Source organism: Treponema denticola, assembly GCF_024400535.1.
In the GTDB taxonomy this organism is placed as follows: Bacteria; Spirochaetota; Spirochaetia; order Treponematales; family Treponemataceae; genus Treponema_B; species Treponema_B denticola_C.
This window is the reverse complement of sequence record NZ_CP038800.1, coordinates 2,635,042-2,652,915: the sequence shown is the minus strand read 5'-3', so window position 1 is coordinate 2,652,915 and position 17,874 is coordinate 2,635,042. Positions and strand designations below refer to the sequence as shown.

Genomic DNA, 17,874 nt, shown 5'->3' with positions numbered 1-17,874 from the left:
GATAAACATAGACTCATTAAACGAATGTTTTATGAATATGGCTGAAGCTCTTATCAAAGAATACGGTACAGAAAAGCCTCTTACAATAGCGATAGACGGAAAACTATCCGTTCAACAGATAAAATGAGCAGCTATGAAAGTCCGCTGCACATAGTCTCTGCACAAGTTGCAGAATTGGTATAACATTGGCACAAAAGTGTGTTAAAGGAAAGACAAATGAGATACCTACGGTTCAATCTCTTATAAAAACTCTTAATATAAAAGGGCATATAATCGTTGCAGATGCCTTAAATTGTCAAAAAGAAACGGCAAAAATCATAAAAGAAGGAAAAGGGGACTATTTATTGTCGGTAAAAGGGAACCAGCCTTTATTAAAAGCGGATATTGAAGAATATGTTCAAGATGAAATTCTAAGAAAACAAATGGACACGGCTTGTAAAAGTGAAAAAAAATCGTGAAAGAGTTGAAAAGCGAACAGCCTTCTGCACAACTAATTTAGGTTGGATGGATAATACGGATGAATGGGAGGGGTTAAGCTGTATTGGAGCTATTCATTCAGAGTTTAAGAGTAAGAAAGGAAAGAGTGATGAATGGCATTATTATATTTCGAGCAGAAAACTTACAGCTCAACAGCTATTGGATATAGCAAGAAAAGAATGGGTTGTAGAAACCATGCATTGGTTATTAGATGTTCATTTTAGAGAAGACTTTTGTCGGCTTTTAGATAAAAATCTACAACAAGCCTTGAACATAGGACGGAAAGTGGCGTTAAATTTGGTCTCGCGATACAAACAAAAAAATGCACCTAAATCTTCTTTGTCACACATTATGTTTAAAGCTCTCATGGATATATCTTTTATCAAAAAAATATTACAAAATTGATTTCCATGATATTTCTAAATTTTCCGATAGAAGAAAAAAAAGAATTTTATCTATAATGATGAAGACTTTAATTTAGCTGAAACGGGGTATAATTATGAGAAAAATAGCGGTAGTAGCGGGAGGCTCAAGCGGTATAGGTCTTGAAATTACAAAGGCCTTGGTTCTAAAAGATTATTTTGTTTACACCATGAGCCGCAGAGAATTTTTAAGTTTGCCTCAAGAAAAAAGTAAGCATATCAGCCTTGATATTACGGATGAAGAAAATCTTACAAAAGCCTTTTCCGATATTTGGAAAAAAGAAGGGCGGATTGATTTAGCCGTCTGTGCAGCGGGGTTCGGTATTTCAGGCGCTGTAGAATTTACAAGCCTTGAAGAAGCAAAAAGACAAATGGATGTAAACTTTTTCGGAGCTTTTTTATTTATAAGGGCAGCCGCCTCGTATATGAGACCCCAGTCTTTCGGAAAGATATTTGTGATCAGCTCTATAGCCGGAGAAATCGCCATTCCCTTTCAGGGTTTTTATTCGGCATCAAAGGCTGCACTCGGCAAGCTCTTAGAAGCTTTTAGAGCGGAGCTTCAGCCCTTCGGTGTGGACTGTGCCCTAATCATGCCCGGAGATGTTGCCACTCCCTTTACGGCTGCAAGAAATAAGTCAAATCTGGGAGATGATGCCTATAATGGAAGAATTTCAAAAAGCGTTTCTAAAATGGAAAAAGACGAGCAAAAGGGGATGAGCCCTGAAAGCTTAGGAAAATTCGTTGTCTCCCTTGCCGAAAAGAAGAAGATTAAATTCTTTTATCCTTATAATTGGACTTACTCCTTCTTGCTTCTTTTATATAGAATTTTACCCCGTCAATTAGGTCTTTTTATCGTAAAAAAACTATATGCAGAATAAAGACGCTATCAAGGCCCGATGTGAGAATAACCTGTAAAGGAGATTTTAGGTAAAAAAATCGTCTTAGGCCTTGACAGCATAATTATTTAAAATGCCATTACTTTTTCTTCAATAAGAACTTCCCCCTTTGCCTGTGTTTTTTCGCCCGCATTTTTAAAGATAGGCTTAAACTCTACATGTTCTGCAACAACCTTTACCTTGCTGTAGTTTTTTCCGTCAGTACCTACCCATCTATCCTGTTTGATTCTGCCTACGACACGTACGCCTCTGCCCTTTGCTCCATTTTGTTCACACAACTTTGCAAGGTTTGCCCATGTTTCTATATCAAAATAGGAAGTTTCCTGTACAAAGTTATCATCTTTTTTGTAGTTCCTATTTGATGCAATAGAAAAAGTACATAAAGTTGTTCCGTTTGCCGTAGTTTTTACTACCGGTTCCCTAACCATGTTTCCTTCAATGATAAGCGAGTTTAATGACTTCATTTTATACCTCCGAAAATCAAAAAAATAACTTCAACTTGAACACTTGTCCATCCATATTACTAAGCTTAGTTACGGCGCCGTTGCCTTGCTTTCACCTAATTATAGGCTTATAAATGCAATTTTTAGTAAAATTTTGAAAATATTTTTGTAAAATTTAAGTATAAAAAACTCTTTTTTAAAGGCTTACCTCTTATTGACTGAATATGTAAAAATATGGTATTGTATTTCCCTATATTTATATTTTAAATTACTTTAAAAAGGATGGCTTTTATGAATTTTATGCCTTTATTGCAAGGAGCCGCTCCGGGCGCTTTCGGTTCCTTCGGTTTTTTAATACCAATGCTCTTGGTATTCGTTATTTTTTATTTTTTGCTTATCCGCCCGCAAAAAAAGGAACAGCAAAAAACCGAAAAGATGATTTCTCAGCTTCAGAAGGGTGATAAGATCATCACCATCGGCGGTATTCACGGTGTTGTAAGTTCTACAAAAGAAAAGACAATTATCATAAAAGTTGATGATAACTGCAAAATTGAAATCAACCGCTCCGCTGTAGGTGCCGTTTTAAAAGATGAGCCTCCTAAGCCTGATTTTGCCGGAGAGGGTGAAAAGAAAAAATCTCTATTCGGAAAAAAATCCAACGATTCCGAAAACGGCGGCACAGTTTCACAAAACGAGTCAAAATAAAACAATCTGCGGTTTTAGTATTAAAACCGCAGCTATTTGGAGATAAATAATGAGTAAAAGAGTTAGATTTATCATTGTCCTTCTTGTTATTGCCTTGTGTTTTGTTTTTTTACATCCTACCCTTAGATGGTATTTTTGGACGGATAAAGAAGATAAAGCTTTGGCATTGGCATCCAGAGAAAAGATTAAAGATTATTCCGAGAATATGGCTAGGGCTGATGTTGATCGGCTTATAGAAATGGCTGCTTCAAATTCAACAGAGACTCTTCCGGAAAAATATGATCCCATCATTAAAGAAGCTAAGTCCCGCCGAAAGGCTTTGGGTATGGAGCTTCCTTCTCAGTGGACGGCTCAAGAGGTTGTTGCAAGTTTTAAGCTTTCCTCCAAGGAAAAGTTTATCACGGCAGCTCAGCCTATTTTAGAAACTGCATATAGGGATTCCATTTTAGGTATAAAAAATTACCAAACAAATGCCGTTAAGCTTGGACTTGACCTTTCAGGCGGTATGTTGGTTATTATCAAAGCCGACTTGGATTCTGCAATTTCTGCCGATGGAGCGAGCAATGAGACAATAGCAGATTCAAAGAAGGCTGCCATGACTTTGGCCATGGATACGCTTCGAAGCCGAATAGACAAGTTCGGTCTTACGGATCCCGTTATCCGCCGTCAGGGTGAAGATAGAATCTATATTGAGATACCGGGAGCTGCCGATGCAGATAAGATAAATTCTATTATTATGGGGCGGGGTATCTTAGCTTTCCATATAGTGGATGATGAAGCTACTCAGGCCTTTAGGGAATATTACCGAAATAATCCGGGGAAAACCTTTGATGCAGAATACAATCTTTTAAACCCAGAAATTATTCCGGAAGACTGTATGGTACTGGGGGTATATCACAAAGATGCCTACGGTATAGATGAAAGAGATGATAGAGAGCCCTTCCTTGTCGTAAAAAAACAAGCAGGCCTTGAAGGGAAGCACTTGGTAAGCGTAGACACTACCGCAGATCAAAGGTCCAATAATCCCCTTGTCAATTTTTCTCTTGATGCTGAAGGAGCAAAGATATTTGCAGAATTAACTACAAATAATGTCGGAAAAAGGCTTGCCATAGTTTCGGACAATAAGATAAAGTCGGCCCCTAACCTTAAGGAGCCTATTACAGGGGGGGCAGGAAGTATAAGCGGAATGTCTGCAACAGAGGCAAACAATCTTAAAACCGTTTTAAGAACTGCATGGTTAAATGTTCCGCTGCAGCTTGAAACACAGCAGGTTGTAGGTGCCAGCCTAGGAGACGAAAAAATCAATGAAGGTATTAAGGCCTTACAGTGGGGCTTAATTGCCGTCTTGGTTTTTATGCTGGTATTCTATAAGGAAGCTGGAATCAATGCTTGTATTGCTCAAATTTTAAACCTTTATATAATGTTCAGTGTTCTTTCAGCCTTTAATTTAACTCTTACATTGCCCAGTATTGCCGGTATGATTTTAACTATCGGTATGGCTGTAGATGCTAACGTTGTAGTTTTTGAAAGAATAAAAGAAGAACTAAAATTAGGTAAGACAAGGGAAGCTGCTGTTAATGCAGGCTTTGACCACGCATTTTCCGCCATTATGGACTCAAATATCACTACTTTTATAGCTGCCTTCTTCCTATCCATCCTTGGAACAGGCCCGATTAAAGGTTTTGCATATAGTTTGGCTATAGGTGTTGTGTCCTCCGTATTTACCGCCTTGTTTGTTTCACGCTTAATATTCGATTTCGGAACTCAAACTCTAAAATTAAATAAGATTCATATCAGCTGGAGGAAGTTAGAAAATGAAAAAAATAATTAGTTTTTCGAAATTTTTCGTTCCGTGCATTATTTTCAGTATAGGGCTCATGATTTTTGGAATAGTAGGCTACTTTACTAAAGGAATAAATTTCGGTATTGACTTTCAGGCAGGTTTTATAGAAAAAGTAAAAATAGCTCCTACGGCAGTAGAGCTTTCCTATGAAGGACCTTTAACGGTTTCTTTTTCGCAAGGTATATCCGACATTTCGATTACTACCACCTCTCTGGATGGAGAAAACAAATCTTATGTCTTTAAGTTTGCCGATAATCCTTCTCTTAAAGACTTTGCTGACGGCCTTGCTTCTATTAACGGCTTAAAAGTAAAAGTTTCCGCTTCGGGAAATGTGCTTCTTAAAAACTTGTTTTCCAATTCGGAATCTTCTTCACGTCTTTCGTCTAATGTGTTTAGACTTCATTATTTAGAAAAAGGTCTTAAACCGATAAGTACCGATGAAGTTCGTCATGCTCTTTCTTCAATACCATCAGTTTCGGTTCAGCAATTAGGTGTTCCTGAAGACAGATATTTTCAGATAAGACTAGCCGATGACGGAAAATATGAAGATGCAAACAAAGAATTACGCTCGATTATAAACTCTGCCTTAAATGCAGCCTACGGTACCGAAAACATTGCAGTTATAAGTACGGACTTTGTAGGTTCACGTTTTTCTTCTTCGTTGGCACAACAGGCAATATTGCTGGTAGGCGGTGCCTTGGTTTTAATCTTTGTTTATGCAATGTTCCGCTTTCAGTGGAATTTTTCGCTTGCGGCAATTATTGCTCTGCTTCACGATACGCTCGTAATGATTATGTTTATTTCGTGGACACAGATGGAATTTAATTCTACGACGATAGCCGCCATTCTTACGATTATAGGTTATTCTATAAACGACACAATCGTTATCTTTGACCGTATCCGCGAAAAGATTCATCTTGAACCGAAGCTGGAATGCAACGAAATTTTGGACAAAGCCCTGACTGAGGTATTTACACGAACAATTATTACAACCCTTACAACGATGGTTGCAGTTGTAGCACTTTATTTGTTTACCACCGATTCGATGAAAGATTTTGCCTTAGCCTTAATTGTAGGTCTTATAAGCGGAACCTATTCGTCAATCTATATTGCGTCTTATTTTATCGCTCTTACCTCCAAGGGTAAAAAAGCCGGAGAGATGATTACCAGAGGCAAAAGAGCCCCCGGAGAACTTTCAGGAGCGGTTATCTAACAAGAGAGAATAAATCTCAGTAGAAATTATTTTAAGCCAAGCGGCCGGTTTTAAAAATCGGCTGCTTTTTTTATGAGTTTTGAGCTATTTGTTTTAAGGCCTCGGCAGCTTGCTTGACTTCTTCAAAGGTATTAAAAGAAGAAAAACTAAAGCGGACTATACCCTGCTCTTCGGTTCCGAGAGCCTTGTGTACCAAGGGAGCACAGTGGGCACCCGGCCGGCTTGCGATGCCGAACTCTTCATCGAGGCGGCGGCTTACTTCTCCCGAGGGAATATCTCCTATATTTATACCTACAACAGCTCCCGTTTTTTCGCTCCAAGGATTCCCGTATATTTTAAGATTAGGAATAGTTTTTATTTCCTCGATAAAAAGCAATTTTAAATCGGCCAATTTCTTTTGAATGGAAGAGATTCCTGTTTTTAAAACGTAGGACGCCCCTGCATTTAAACCCATAAAGGACGGAACATTCATGGTACCCGCTTCAAAGATGTCGGGCATCTCGGAGGGGTGAGTTTTATCGAAAGAGTGAACTCCGCTTCCTCCCGAAAAGACGGAGGCAAAATCAAAGGTTCCGTTTACGATAATACCGCCCGTGCCCTGCGGCCCATAGAGCCCCTTGTGGCCGGTAAAACAAAAAATGCTTTGCCCGTATTTTGATACGTCTATAGGAATTGTACCCGCACTTTGAGAAGCATCTACAATTAAGATTAGGCCGTGTTTTTTGCATATGGAATGAACAGACTCCAAGTTACAGATTGAGCCTATCACGTTTGAGCAGTGGTTTACAATAATGGCTTTAGTGTTTGATTTGACTTCTTTTTCTATGAGTTCATAGCACAAAAAGCCGTCTTGGATAGGGATAATGGAAAGTTCGGCTCCTTCTTTTTCGAGCTGATAAAGGGGGCGCAAGACCGAGTTATGTTCAAGAACGGTGGTTATGATGTGAGTATTTTCTTTGCCTGAAAAAAGGCTTTTTATAACAAGGTTTAAGGCAGATGTAGCATTTTGACAAAGAGCAACTTTTAAGGGATTTTTTATATTAAAAAGCTTTGCCAAAGTTTGCCTTGTTTTAAAAAGCTCTGTGAGCGCTGCATGGGCCGTACTATGAGCTCCTCTCCCCGGATTTCCGAATTGATGTGAAGCAATCCCCTTAAATACCTCTTGGGCCACGCTTTCAGGCTTTTGAAGGGTGGTTGCGCTATTGTCAAGATAGATCATATTTTTCCACAAACCTTTTATTTGTTTCTATTTTTAAAAGATAAGTTCCCGTATAAGGAATTTCGGCCTCGCTTAAAAGGCGTGAAGCCATTTTTATGCCTTCTTCATTTACCCGCAAAACCAAACCGCAGCCCGCAGAAATTTCAGGCGGAAGAGGAATAAGCCTCGCCTCAGTCAGGCCCTCAATTGCAGCAGAAGAAAAATCTCCCGAAGTTTCCAATGCTTCAGCATCGGAAACTTCACCTGAAGCTGTAAGTGCGTCAGCAGTTACAGCTTCAGCGGCTATCGCATGATGAGAAGACGAAAACGAAAAAACTCCGTAGGTTTTCAAATCTTTATTCCGTTATTCTTTTTTGCTATACTTTGGTAAACTATGGGCGTACTACAAAGTGGGTGCGCATAATTTCGGTAATGCGGTACATATTTGTAGGGGTTCCTACCTTGAGCTTTTCTTTAAGTCCGTAAAAGTCAAGACACAAGCCGCAAGACAGAACTTCGCAGCCTTGAGAGGCAAGAGCTTTTAGGTCGTTTACGGTTTTTTCGTTTTCGGTTGTAAGCTTTACACCCGAATTATAGCAGACAACGAACTTGGGAAGCACATCCTGTTCCGTGAGTGCATAGATAAAGCCTTCTAAAAGCTTTTTGCCGAAGCCTTCATCTCCAGACCCCATCTGATCCGAGTTTATCACAACAGCATATTCTCCGCTTGAAGTTTGAGGAACGGCAACAGGATTTAAATTTACACCGTCTTTTGCCTTTAAAAGAACGGTAAACTCTTTTTCCGAAACCTTGTTTACTTCAATCCCTATACCTAGCTGAGCCGCCATCTTTGAAAGGTTTTGAGTTGCAACCTCATTATCCACCTTGACCGAGATATTTTCTTTACCCGTATTTTCCCTGACAGCCTTTTTCGCCATAATAACGGGAATAGGACAAGCCTGTCCCATAGCATTTACTTCTATCATAAAAACCTCACAATATATTAAATTTTTAGATATATTATCATAAATGCTTATAATTAGTCAATGATGAAGATTGGAATATTAAGATGTTGTAAACATCTCTTTACATAAAATTTTTCTATCTACAGACATGGCTTTATTTCCCTGACTCAATTTTTAATTCATTCTCTAATTCCTCAATGCTATGATGATGACCATGTTTTGAATCAGAAATAAAGTGATTATGTAAATGAGAATGGGATATTGTATGGGTATGCGTTATGCCGTTATGTGTATGTGTAAATGTATGCCTATGTCCGTGCAAATGTTTTCTAATTAATGTGTCATACACGGCAAAGGCAGTACCTATAATCATTACGAATAATGCCGATATATATTTAATTGATATTTTTTCTTTTAATAATACAAAAGCCAAAAATGTTCCTATGAATGGTGCAATCGAATAATATGCACTTGTTTTAGCTGCACCCAAGTATTTTTGAGCACGAATGTATGTAAAAATACTTAATCCGTAGGATACAAATCCCAACAATAATGCGAAAGGAATATATTTAAGAGTAAAATCGGTTTCACCTGAAACAAAAGCTACAATTATCGAACCGAATCCTGAACAAAGTCCTTTTATTGTTACAATCTGATATGTACTTTTATCCGACATTCTGCGGGTACAATTATTTTCCAAGCCCCAGCAAATTGTTGCTCCAAGAACAAACAAAGAGCCTATGGAAAAATTTAATCCTTCAATATTTTCAAACGAAAGAATTATACTTGAAGCAGTAATAAAAAGAATTGCAAGCCATAATCTCCATGTAACTTTCTCCTTGAATATAATCAATGCAATTAATGATGTAGCTGCTATTTCAAAATTTCCAAGCAAAGATGCATTTGATGAAGTTCCGTATTTCACTCCAAGCATTAACAAAATTGGAGCGGCAATATCAAGGAAAATCATTCCAATAGTGTACGGTAAATAATTTTTATCAAGCCGTTCAGATTTTTGCTCTTTTTTAAAATTGAATAAATATAAAATTCCTACGCCAAGCCCTGCTCCAATATAAAGAAGTCCGGCCATAAATACAGGTGAAATATTTTGAAGAAGTATTTTGGAACAAGGAACATTCAATGCATAGAAAGCTGCTGCAGCAACTGCATAAATAATCGCGATTATATTTTTATTCATTTTCAATTAAAACCTTCTTAATGTTTTAACAAACAGTTTTTACATCATACAACGGAATCTTTGTATCTTTTGTAACAATCGTTAAATTATTTTCTTGTGCCATTGTAATTAGAAGCTTATCAAACAAATACCATAGAAGTGCATGAGTATCTAAAAAATATTTCACATATACTCCTTAAAATCTTCCAATGGTTCGTCAAAAGCCGGCCACATATAGAAATTTGGTTGCTTTAAAATGTCTGGCCGAAGATTAGGAAATCTTTTTACAGATTCTTCATGTTGCTTTTTATAGAGTATTTTGTATTGTAAAAGTTCTAAATAATTATACACTTCACCCATGTAAGGGCGGGTAATTGCCTGAGTTACAATATCCCATGGCTCGGGAGTTTTAACCTCCCATAAAAGCTCAATGGAGTTCCCCATTTTTATAGCTGAAATAATTTCAATGTTATATCCTCCAGTATTAAAGGGACCGCATGTTAAAACTATGACAGCTTTACGGCTAAAATCAATTTTTGGAGCTTTACGGTTATTACCGTAGAGAATTGAATAAAGATTATCCAATTGACCTTGTTCTCTAATAGTTTGATCTATTCCGTTTTTTGCATTATTTCCTGACATCAGCAATTCGTGGTGAACTGTATTTATCCCTGCCGTTTCTATAGGGGCCGTAGAGGGAATATCGGCAGAGAGATTCGATTCTGCTTCCGGTAACCGTGCCTCTTTTACGCTTGTACAGCTTAAAACCAATAAACCTAAAAATAAAATTGTATAAAAATATTTTATATTCATGTTAATGAGTGTATCATGCTCCCATGTATTTTGGCAAGTGCCTTATAAAAGAAGCAGTTCTTGCGATTGAATTAAACGGACCCGAACACTATAATGCGAGGGGAAAATCAAAAAGATATGAGGGTGAAATACCTATATTCTAACGATACAAATGTAAAGTTAATGAGAGAAGAACGATGACAATTTCAAATATAAAAGTTACCCTATTGTGTCCGAGAGAAAAAGTGTGGTATCTTGAATTAGGTAATATACTGGTAAAAAATAGGAGCCGTTTATGATAAAAATTATAAAAATAGAAAACAAAGACGAAAAAGCAAAAATTGTCGAAGAAGTTTTGACGGATTTACCGGAATGGTTCGGCTTGCCTGAAAGCACAAAAGAGTATATCAATGATTCAAAAGAATTGGATTTATGGGCCTCAAAGGAAAATGATAAAATTATCGGGTTTATAACATTAACCGAATCAAGCCCTGATTGTGCTGATGTGCATTGTATGGGAGTAAAAAAAATATATCACAATAAGGGAATCGGCACATTATTATTTAATGAGCTGAAAAAATTTGCTTCAACTAAATATGATTATATACAGGTAAAAACGGTAGATGAAGGACATTATAAAGAATATGACCAAACAATAGCCTTTTATAAAAAACAAGGATTTAAAAAATTAGAAGTTTTTCCTACACTCTGGGATGAGTGGAATCCATGTTTGATAATGATCCAAAAATTATAAAAATGCAACTGCATGATAGTCTAACAGATTGATAATTTACAAAGGAGCTTCACCGCATGTATATAACCGATAACGAAACAAAAAAGGCCCTACTTATTTTTACGGATATATTTTCAGGGCCGGCCTCAAGCTCTTATATAAGCCGCTCCACATTACAGGAAAAAACTGCGGAAGCCCTAAAAGAAATAGAAGAAAAGGAGCTAAAAAGTCTTGTTGAAACCATCTTTTTAAAGTCCCTATCATCCCTCCGCTTTAGAATAGCAAAAGAAAACCCTGCGACTCTTGTAGGTTCGGGGCAGCTTGAAAAAATTGCTCAAGCTATCGAAGAAGAAGGAGCCGACCTTGTTGTGTTTAACAGTGCGGTAAGCCCCCGTATTCAGCGAAACCTTGAAGCAGCCCTTGCAGATTTTTTAATCATAGTCTGCGATGCAGCCCATCCTGCAATGCCTGAATGTCTTGAAGTAACAAAAAAAGTCTTAGACGAGCTTTCTTGCAGTGGTAAGCCCTCTATAATCGCAATAAACAAAATGGATGAAGTTTTTGATGAGGCCCAAATACTGAGCTTAAAAGAGCGATACCCCGAAGCCGTAGAAATTTCGGTTAAGACGGGCGAGGGTCTTGAAGGCTTAAAAAGAAAACTTGTTTCAATATGCGGTCTATAAACGGAAAATCATAAAAAAACCCCCGTAAGGGCCTTTTAAGGCATCCGTCTTACGGGGGTAAAAGCATAAGAGCTTAAATAACCGTTATTAATTACGGCAATTCAATATAGAAAAAGTCATAATCCGGCTTATCATTGCCATCCGCATCCTTACCGGGAGAAACCAAGTTGCAGGCGAATGTCTTATTCCATGCATCACCCTTTGCCTTAGCTTGGGTAGGATCATTATCCGGTTCATGGCTATCGTTCTCAGCTGCAGTACGGGCTCCGTCGGTAATACCTTCACCGTCAGGATTAAGAGCTGTATCTCCGATCTTTACCGCATAGTTACCACCATGGAAAACCTTCTTCGAATCAATATAACCTGTAATAAGCACATAGTACTTTTTACCGGGCATTGCAACAAAATAGGTTGTATCAAGCTCACCTTGGTCATATTTAATAACAGGGTTATCGAAATCAGGCGAACCGTCGGCTTTTTCTTCAAAAACTGCAATTTGAGTATCGGTTTTGTCTTTACCGCCGTTATAATGCAAAGAAGGCACCGTAGAAACCCATACGATTTCCTTATTAAAAGCTATAGTAATGTTTTGATCCGTGTCTGTTACCGTAAATGTTTTTTCTTTAGCTTCTCCGGCAAAATTTGTATAAACGGAGTACTGTCTGCCTTTGATAAGACCTTTAAAAACGACAGGGGACTGGTCATTCAAATCGGCAACAAAGGCAAGAGGGGCTTTAGTAACGCTATCAATTAAGGTGATTTTGTTTCCCGATACCGCTTGTCCCTTATTGGTTACTTTAACCCTTATTTCCGCCTCACTATAGATGTCATTTGGAGCAGGAATTTCAGAACCGCCGTCTTTTACAGCCTTGGCTGCCTTGAACACATTGACCCGTCCGTAACCGTAGCGTTCATCAAACTCACCCATTCCGTCAATCTTATCGGCAGTCCTTTCGAGTAAGGTCTTAATCTGATAGGGTGTCAAATTACGGGCATTATCGAAGGATAAAAGATAGCCTATGGTTCCGGTTATAAAGGGAGTAGCCATGGATGTACCGCTCATACTCTGGTAAGAATCATCTCCGTGTACATTACAAGACATAACTCCGTCGCCGGGGGCGGAAATACTTATCCATGCCCCATTATTGCTAAAGTCTTTTTGCTTATCTTGTGCCGTAGTAGCTCCTACTGCAAGTACGCCGGGGAAGGCGGCAGGGTAAGCTGCAGTATAGCGGCCTTCATTTCCCATAGCGATTACGGGAAGAACATCATTTTTTACGGCATTGGTTAGAACAGCAAATGCGAATTCGGTGCCGTATGAACCTCCCAAACTCATATTTACAGGAACAGTTTTTTGGGTAATTTGATAGTCGGTATCTTTAAGATAGGAGGGGAGAGCATCAATTTCTTCAGCTGAGCGGTCTGCCTTAGGTTTACGCAAAATTTCTACGGTATCTACGAGGTCTGCCATTGCACCGTAAATAGCCCAAGTTCTTCCGCCGTCTTTAATACCTAAGCCTTGATAAGAGATAATTTTTGTATTTTTCCATGCAACGCCTGCAATACCCACATGGTTATCACCGCGAGCTGCTATGGTACCCGAACAGTGAGTACCGTGTTCTCCATGGTCCCAGTTTTCGCCTATGGGTATTTCTGTAAAGGCGTTTCCGTCTCCTACATAAGTCTTTCCTGTCTTGTCGGTTGCGGCGGATTTTGCATAAAGCACGATAGATTTGTTGCTATCGTCTTTAAAATCTCTATGCTCCATGTTAATACCGGTATCGATAATGCCTACAACTACCTGTTTATTCTCGTAGCCCACATCCTTATAGGCTCTTAAAGCTTCGGTTATCTTAAGCCCGTAATCCGAATTATTGGCTATGGGGTCATTAAGGTAATCTCCATTGAGGAGTCCCATAGCTTCTATAGGCTGTTTACCTTGAGAAATTGGGCCTTTGGTATATTTAGGTTCTTCAACCTTATAATCATATTCGGCTGAAAGAACTCCCTTAATAAAAAGTACCCTTGAAAGGTTCTTTTTTGCATTTCCTTCCTTGTGGATGTTCCAATATCGGATATCTTCGCCTCTAAGGGAAACAAAACCTCTAACTTCAAAGCCTTCTTTTCCAAAAAGGGTTTTGTCAAAATTTGAGGCAGTTTTTACGATAAAAGAACCTTCTACAATATCTTCAAGTCCTTTTTCGGTAAGGGCAGGAATGTCTATATTTAAACTTTCCTTAATTTTTTCATGCTTTGAACTTTCGGGAGTCTTTATTCCGAAAGAGCATGAGGACAGTATAACGGCTAAGGCCGTTAGCAAATAAAAAAATCGTTTCATTAAAATCCTCCATTCCTTATTCTGTTACCGTAAAGGTAAATCTTCCATTAATTGCATTAGCACCGTTAGAGCGGGTATTACCCCAAGTTTGGCTCTCAATCGATCCTGTAGAACCGTCGGGATTTGTATACTCATAATTTTTGACGATCAGCATCGGTCTATCATCGTCCAACCTATAGGCATTATTACCCCAATCCTGCATATCCCACTGATAGGTAGTACCTGCCGTGTATTCAAGAGCTCTGCCTTTTGTGTAGGTTTCAACGTTAAAAATACCTATCCGGGTAAATTTAGAAGTAAGAGTAATCTCTCCTGTTGCAGAGTCTACTTTGATGATATCTTCAAGGCTGTTAATACCCATTCGTGCCAATCGACCTTTCAAAACATCCTGATATGAAATCTTTGAGTACACCTTGCCTTGCTGCGCAATGTCTATAAGAAGGTCAGGACCCGAATTTCCGTCTTTATATGTTCTATTGTAGAAATAGCGGAATCTGGCACCGAAAAGAGCTTCTCCCTGTCCGTCAACTACTAATAGCCCTGAATTAAAGCGGTCTGCATTTTCTTTTTTAAGAAGATCGGGATTACTTACCTTGCAGATATAGCTCATGTTTTGAGCAGCTGCCTTTGTAATCAAAGCACGGTTATCGGGAGCTGTAAGCTCGTAGGTAAAGGATTCCATTACCTTCATTTTTAATACGGGAGATTCTGCCGTATGGCTTGCATTATAGGCTATAACCTTATATTCATATTCTACATTTTCTTCCAAGCGTGAATCCGTATCAAGTCCCTGATGTCCTCCTTCACTTTCTGTCGTAAGGTTTCCATAAATTGTACGGCTTACGCGTTCAAATTTATCACTTGTACCCGCTTTTTTTCGGTAAAGGTCAAAGCCGATAATGGGAATGTGGTTACCATTATTCTTATCCACAAGACTGAATATCATTATGGATAGATATGAAGAGCGTCTTCCGTCTGCGGGATCAAGGGCTAAAGGCTTTATATTGCCGTTAAAGCTCTTTCCCATTATATCTACATGTGTAATATCCTCTCCGTCATTTGAATAAATATTTGCCGAATAGGGTACGCGTCTTGAAATCATAACCATTTCGTCAAATTTAGCATTCTCTAAGGATTCTCCGTTTGCAGAGTTTTCCGATTTAATGCTTATGTGTTTTTCGACACGGTTATTTGCAATATCGTACCCGACAACTATTAAGTCGAAGTTTCCGTTGGGGAAGATAAAGTTTCCTGTACCAGGTTTTAACTCAAAATCGTATTTTGAAGTAAAAGTTGGGGCAGAATATGTTGTGCCGTCATAGTAACCTTCAATTCCTGTTATGCTGTTAGGAATCATTCCCATACCTAACTTAGCCCCAAAGCCGCTCCAAGCTTTTTCTTCGACAGCACCTACGCTTGAAGAAAATTCGACCTTAATGCTTTTTAGACTGTTATCAATGGAATCGCCTTCATTTATGGGTGTTTCAACTCCGTCGGCAGCCGCCTTCATAATTGAAGCTAGTTTAGGCGGTTCTACTCCCCGTGTATGATCCCCATGCGGGAATTGGATCATCGTAAGTTTTTGATTTGGTAAAGCTGAAATATAGTAGTTTTCGATTAAAGAACCTGCCCACTGTCCAGGAATACCTTCAAGTTTAAAATTATAGCGTAGATCGCGTTGTAGGGCTATTACATTGGCAATACCGTTATGAACCGGTATATCCAGTCCGATTTGGGCGTTTGTTCTTGCGTCAAAAACCTTAAGCGTGGTACCCGATACCTTTGTACCTCCTATAGAATCGACTACAAGGACTTCAACGTTTACGACGCTATGAGCGGCTTCAACAAAGTTAAGGGTGTACTCCTTTGAATTGCCGCCCTTGGTTACTTTAACAATTACTCGAAGTTTTGCGGCACTTATCGCAACGGTACCATAGCCCGGATCGCTGCTATTTTTACCGTCAATCATAACCTCTGCATTAGCATAAGCTACGGCTTTAATAAGGACATTTCCGTAAGGAACCGGAATATCTTGATATTCGGTTTTAGTGCCGTCAAAGATAAAACCGGGAGCCTTGTCTATCGTAAGCGATTTAAGTGAAGAGTTTTCATCTTCAAAGTTATTTCGGTGGACATTAATAGTTATAAGGCTTCCCTTAGTTGTACCGTCAGCAGCCGTTACCTGTAAAGTTATTGTGTTATCTCCAATGTTTAAGGGGCAGGTAAACTTGGTTTTGTCGTTTGTATCTGCTGTGATTGTAGAGCCATTACACTTTAGTTCAACTTTTGCTTCATTACATTTAGTCTTTGCCGTTATAACAATGCTGTCTGTTACATTTTTTACAGGGTCAAGAGTAATGGGGCTTGCTATAATGGATAAAATATCTTGGGTTCCGGCTTTTAAAACTTCAAGTGACGGGTCCTCCTCCAACAAGGTATATCGGTGAATATCGATGGATATATCTTCTTTTGTTTTTCCGTCGGCAGCCGTTACTTGTAAGATTATCTTATTGCCGCCTTCTTTTAACGGGCATACAAACTTTGTTTTGTCGTTTGCATCTGCCGTAATTTCGGCTTCATTACATTTTAAAGAAAGACTTGCTTTCTCATTTTTTGGAGCTGCTATTATAACAATTCCCGTTGTTGCATTTGCTACAGGATCGGCAGTAACGGTATTTTTGTAAACCATCTGCAAAATATCATGATTATTGGCTTTTAGTGTTTTAAGTGAAGTATCTTCACTCTCTCTTTTTCGATAAACGATGATTGTTGCAGTTTTAGTGTTATTACCCTTTTCGGCAGTTACAACTACTTTAATAGTGTTATCACCCTCATTTAACGGACATTCAAACTTCGTCTTGTCGTCCTTATGAGCAACTTGTGTATTGTTACATGTAACCTTAAGGCTTGCGTTACTATCCTCAGGTTTGACAATAAGTGTAACTTTGTTGGTTGCGTAGCTCACTGTTGTCTTCCAACCGGATGATAAAGCTTCTTTAATGTCGGCTTTAGTATCACCCACCTTAATTTCGGTAATATTGGCATTTTCTGAACGAGTGTCCACCTTTGCAGGACAGCCGATCAGTACCAATAGTACCGAAATCATTCCAAATAACGCTATTGCGTTTTTAATTTTTTGTGACATATAGTCCCTCCTAAATAAAAATATCCTTATATTAGGCTCTTTTTAGAGCTCCTTATTTAGAGAAGCTCTTTTCAGAGCCATTATAAGTGTCGTTTAGGCATTTTATGAGGATGGAGCCGTTTTGCTCTGCATCCACAGAAAATATACCATAAGGGCGGGTAATTGCCTGAGTTACAATATCCCATGGCTCGGGAGTTTTAACCTCCCATAAAAGCTCAATGGAGTTCCCTTTTTTTATCACTGAAATAATTTCGATGCTATATCCTCCAGTATTAAATGGACCGCATGTTAAAACTATAACGGCTTTACGGCTAAAATCAATTTTTGGGGCTTTACGGTTATTACCGTATAAAATTGAATAAAGATTATCCAATTGACCTTGTTCTCTAATAATTTGATCTATTCCGTTTTTCGCATTATTCCCTGACATCAGCAATTCGTAGTGAACTGTATCGGCTTCTATCGTTTCTATAGAGGCGGCAGAGGTAATAACTTTAGAAGCACCAGCTTCGGCTTGGGGCAACTGTGCTTGCTTTAAACTTGTACAGCTTGAAACCAATAAACCTAAAAATAAAATTGTGTAAAAATATTTTATATTCATGTTAATGAGTGTATCATGCTCCCATGTATTTTGACAAGTGATTTTTTTATAAATTATGACAAATTTTTAAAATGCCCTTGACAGAGTATTCATTTTATTGATATAATCAGTACATGTTGATGGGGATATAGCTCAATTGGTAGAGCGCTTGCATGGCATGCAAGAGGTCAGGGGTTCAATTCCCCTTATCTCCAATGTTTAAAGTTATTAGTCTTTTCCGACTTATTGGTTTAATTAAGGTGG

General features: G+C 38.5%; 15 protein-coding genes, 1 tRNA gene and 2 pseudogenes. 8 read left to right on the top strand and 10 right to left on the bottom strand.

From position 1 onward, the window contains the following. The first annotated feature begins 185 nt into the window (after nt 1–185). Both E4N78_RS13895 and E4N78_RS12560 read left to right on the top strand, forming a co-directional pair. Nucleotides 186–882 (top strand): annotated as a pseudogene (locus E4N78_RS13895) (ISAs1 family transposase). A gap of 94 nt (nt 883–976) precedes the next feature. Then, nucleotides 977–1,777 (top strand): SDR family NAD(P)-dependent oxidoreductase, encoded by an 801-nt coding sequence (locus tag E4N78_RS12560; RefSeq protein WP_255810880.1) that lies wholly within the window; start codon nt 977–979, stop codon nt 1,775–1,777. 86 nt (nt 1,778–1,863) lie between these two features. Here the strand turns inward: E4N78_RS12560 and E4N78_RS12555 are convergent, their stop codons facing one another. Then, entirely contained in the window at nt 1,864–2,259 is a 396-nt protein-coding gene (locus tag E4N78_RS12555) for a single-stranded DNA-binding protein (protein WP_255810878.1), read from the bottom strand. 270 nt (nt 2,260–2,529) lie between these two features. Here E4N78_RS12555 and yajC point away from each other — a divergent pair, with 270 nt between their 5' ends. From yajC to secF, 3 genes are read left to right on the top strand one after another with little or no spacing between them, the layout of a single operon-like run. Beyond that, nucleotides 2,530–2,943 carry a preprotein translocase subunit YajC gene (yajC, locus tag E4N78_RS12550; protein WP_255810877.1) on the top strand — a complete coding sequence of 138 codons (414 nt, stop codon included), beginning with the start codon at nt 2,530–2,532 and terminating at the stop codon, nt 2,941–2,943. A 49-nt stretch (nt 2,944–2,992) separates the two neighbouring features. Next, the gene (gene secD / locus E4N78_RS12545) at nt 2,993–4,774 is read left to right on the top strand and encodes a protein translocase subunit SecD (RefSeq protein ID WP_255810876.1); all 1,782 of its coding nucleotides are present in this window, start codon (nt 2,993–2,995) and stop codon (nt 4,772–4,774) included. Further along, nucleotides 4,758–5,999, top strand: coding sequence for a protein translocase subunit SecF (gene secF, locus E4N78_RS12540; RefSeq protein ID WP_255810875.1), 1,242 nt, complete (start codon nt 4,758–4,760; stop codon nt 5,997–5,999). The genes secD and secF overlap by 17 nt, the downstream gene beginning before the upstream one ends. Before the next feature lie 70 nt (nt 6,000–6,069). On the opposite strand, the gene E4N78_RS12535 is transcribed toward secF, so the two are convergent. The 6 genes and pseudogenes from E4N78_RS12535 to prcB (E4N78_RS12515) form a co-directional block, all read right to left on the bottom strand. After that, nucleotides 6,070–7,218 carry an aminotransferase class V-fold PLP-dependent enzyme gene (locus E4N78_RS12535; protein WP_255810874.1) on the bottom strand — a complete coding sequence of 383 codons (1,149 nt, stop codon included), beginning with the start codon at nt 7,216–7,218 and terminating at the stop codon, nt 6,070–6,072. Then, the gene (locus E4N78_RS12530; RefSeq protein WP_255810873.1) at nt 7,205–7,549 is read right to left on the bottom strand and encodes a putative Se/S carrier protein; all 345 of its coding nucleotides are present in this window, start codon (nt 7,547–7,549) and stop codon (nt 7,205–7,207) included. Before E4N78_RS12530 ends, E4N78_RS12535 begins: the two co-directional genes overlap by 14 nt. Nucleotides 7,550–7,589: 40 nt before the next feature. After that, complete coding sequence (gene yedF, locus E4N78_RS12525; RefSeq protein ID WP_255810871.1) at nt 7,590–8,183, bottom strand: sulfurtransferase-like selenium metabolism protein YedF; 594 nt, start codon at nt 8,181–8,183, stop codon at nt 7,590–7,592. A 133-nt stretch (nt 8,184–8,316) separates the two neighbouring features. Further along, nucleotides 8,317–9,360, bottom strand: coding sequence for a DMT family transporter (locus E4N78_RS12520; protein WP_255810870.1), 1,044 nt, complete (start codon nt 9,358–9,360; stop codon nt 8,317–8,319). A gap of 25 nt (nt 9,361–9,385) precedes the next feature. Continuing rightward, nucleotides 9,386–9,484 (bottom strand): annotated as a pseudogene (locus E4N78_RS13890) (type II toxin-antitoxin system VapC family toxin); the annotation flags it as partial. Nucleotides 9,485–9,522: 38 nt separating this feature from the next. Continuing rightward, on the bottom strand, nt 9,523–10,152 hold the full coding sequence (gene prcB / locus E4N78_RS12515) for a dentilisin complex subunit PrcB (RefSeq protein ID WP_255810869.1): 630 nt from the start codon (nt 10,150–10,152) through the stop codon (nt 9,523–9,525). Nucleotides 10,153–10,426: 274 nt separating this feature from the next. On the opposite strand from prcB (E4N78_RS12515), the gene E4N78_RS12510 reads away from it, so the two are divergent. Together E4N78_RS12510 and E4N78_RS12505 are read left to right on the top strand one after the other, a co-directional pair. Then, a complete protein-coding gene (locus E4N78_RS12510) occupies nt 10,427–10,885 on the top strand; it encodes a GNAT family N-acetyltransferase (RefSeq protein ID WP_255810868.1) in 459 nt (152 codons plus the stop codon). Between the two features lie 56 nt (nt 10,886–10,941). Next, a complete protein-coding gene (locus E4N78_RS12505) occupies nt 10,942–11,547 on the top strand; it encodes an HflX-like GTP-binding protein (protein WP_255810867.1) in 606 nt (201 codons plus the stop codon). A 91-nt stretch (nt 11,548–11,638) separates the two neighbouring features. Here the strand turns inward: E4N78_RS12505 and prtP are convergent, their stop codons facing one another. From prtP to prcB (E4N78_RS12490), 3 genes are read right to left on the bottom strand one after another with little or no spacing between them, the layout of a single operon-like run. Further along, nucleotides 11,639–13,885: a dentilisin complex serine proteinase subunit PrtP gene (prtP, locus tag E4N78_RS12500; RefSeq protein WP_255810866.1), complete on the bottom strand. Its 2,247-nt coding sequence runs from the start codon at nt 13,883–13,885 to the stop codon at nt 11,639–11,641. Nucleotides 13,886–13,901: 16 nt separating this feature from the next. Then, nucleotides 13,902–17,030, bottom strand: coding sequence for a dentilisin complex subunit PrcA (gene prcA, locus E4N78_RS12495; protein WP_255810865.1), 3,129 nt, complete (start codon nt 17,028–17,030; stop codon nt 13,902–13,904). Between the two features lie 52 nt (nt 17,031–17,082). Next, nucleotides 17,083–17,631, bottom strand: a complete 549-nt coding sequence (prcB, locus tag E4N78_RS12490) for a dentilisin complex subunit PrcB (protein ID WP_255810863.1) — start codon at nt 17,629–17,631, stop codon at nt 17,083–17,085. Nucleotides 17,632–17,752: 121 nt separating this feature from the next. Here prcB (E4N78_RS12490) and E4N78_RS12485 point away from each other — a divergent pair. Continuing rightward, nucleotides 17,753–17,825 (top strand) — tRNA-Ala (locus tag E4N78_RS12485). Nucleotides 17,826–17,874: the final 49 nt, after the last annotated feature.

Coding starts and splice junctions, on each gene's coding strand:
- E4N78_RS12560 (WP_255810880.1), top strand. CDS start 977: ATGAGAAAAATAGCGGTAGTAGCGGGAGGCTCAAGCGGTATAGGTCTT.
- E4N78_RS12555 (WP_255810878.1), bottom strand. CDS start 2,259: ATGAAGTCATTAAACTCGCTTATCATTGAAGGAAACATGGTTAGGGAA.
- yajC (WP_255810877.1), top strand. CDS start 2,530: ATGAATTTTATGCCTTTATTGCAAGGAGCCGCTCCGGGCGCTTTCGGT.
- secD (WP_255810876.1), top strand. CDS start 2,993: ATGAGTAAAAGAGTTAGATTTATCATTGTCCTTCTTGTTATTGCCTTG.
- secF (WP_255810875.1), top strand. CDS start 4,758: ATGAAAAAAATAATTAGTTTTTCGAAATTTTTCGTTCCGTGCATTATT.
- E4N78_RS12535 (WP_255810874.1), bottom strand. CDS start 7,218: ATGATCTATCTTGACAATAGCGCAACCACCCTTCAAAAGCCTGAAAGC.
- yedF (WP_255810871.1), bottom strand. CDS start 8,183: ATGATAGAAGTAAATGCTATGGGACAGGCTTGTCCTATTCCCGTTATT.
- E4N78_RS12520 (WP_255810870.1), bottom strand. CDS start 9,360: ATGAATAAAAATATAATCGCGATTATTTATGCAGTTGCTGCAGCAGCT.
- prcB (WP_255810869.1), bottom strand. CDS start 10,152: ATGAATATAAAATATTTTTATACAATTTTATTTTTAGGTTTATTGGTT.
- E4N78_RS12510 (WP_255810868.1), top strand. CDS start 10,427: ATGATAAAAATTATAAAAATAGAAAACAAAGACGAAAAAGCAAAAATT.
- E4N78_RS12505 (WP_255810867.1), top strand. CDS start 10,942: ATGTATATAACCGATAACGAAACAAAAAAGGCCCTACTTATTTTTACG.
- prtP (WP_255810866.1), bottom strand. CDS start 13,885: ATGAAACGATTTTTTTATTTGCTAACGGCCTTAGCCGTTATACTGTCC.
- prcA (WP_255810865.1), bottom strand. CDS start 17,030: ATGTCACAAAAAATTAAAAACGCAATAGCGTTATTTGGAATGATTTCG.
- prcB (WP_255810863.1), bottom strand. CDS start 17,631: ATGAATATAAAATATTTTTACACAATTTTATTTTTAGGTTTATTGGTT.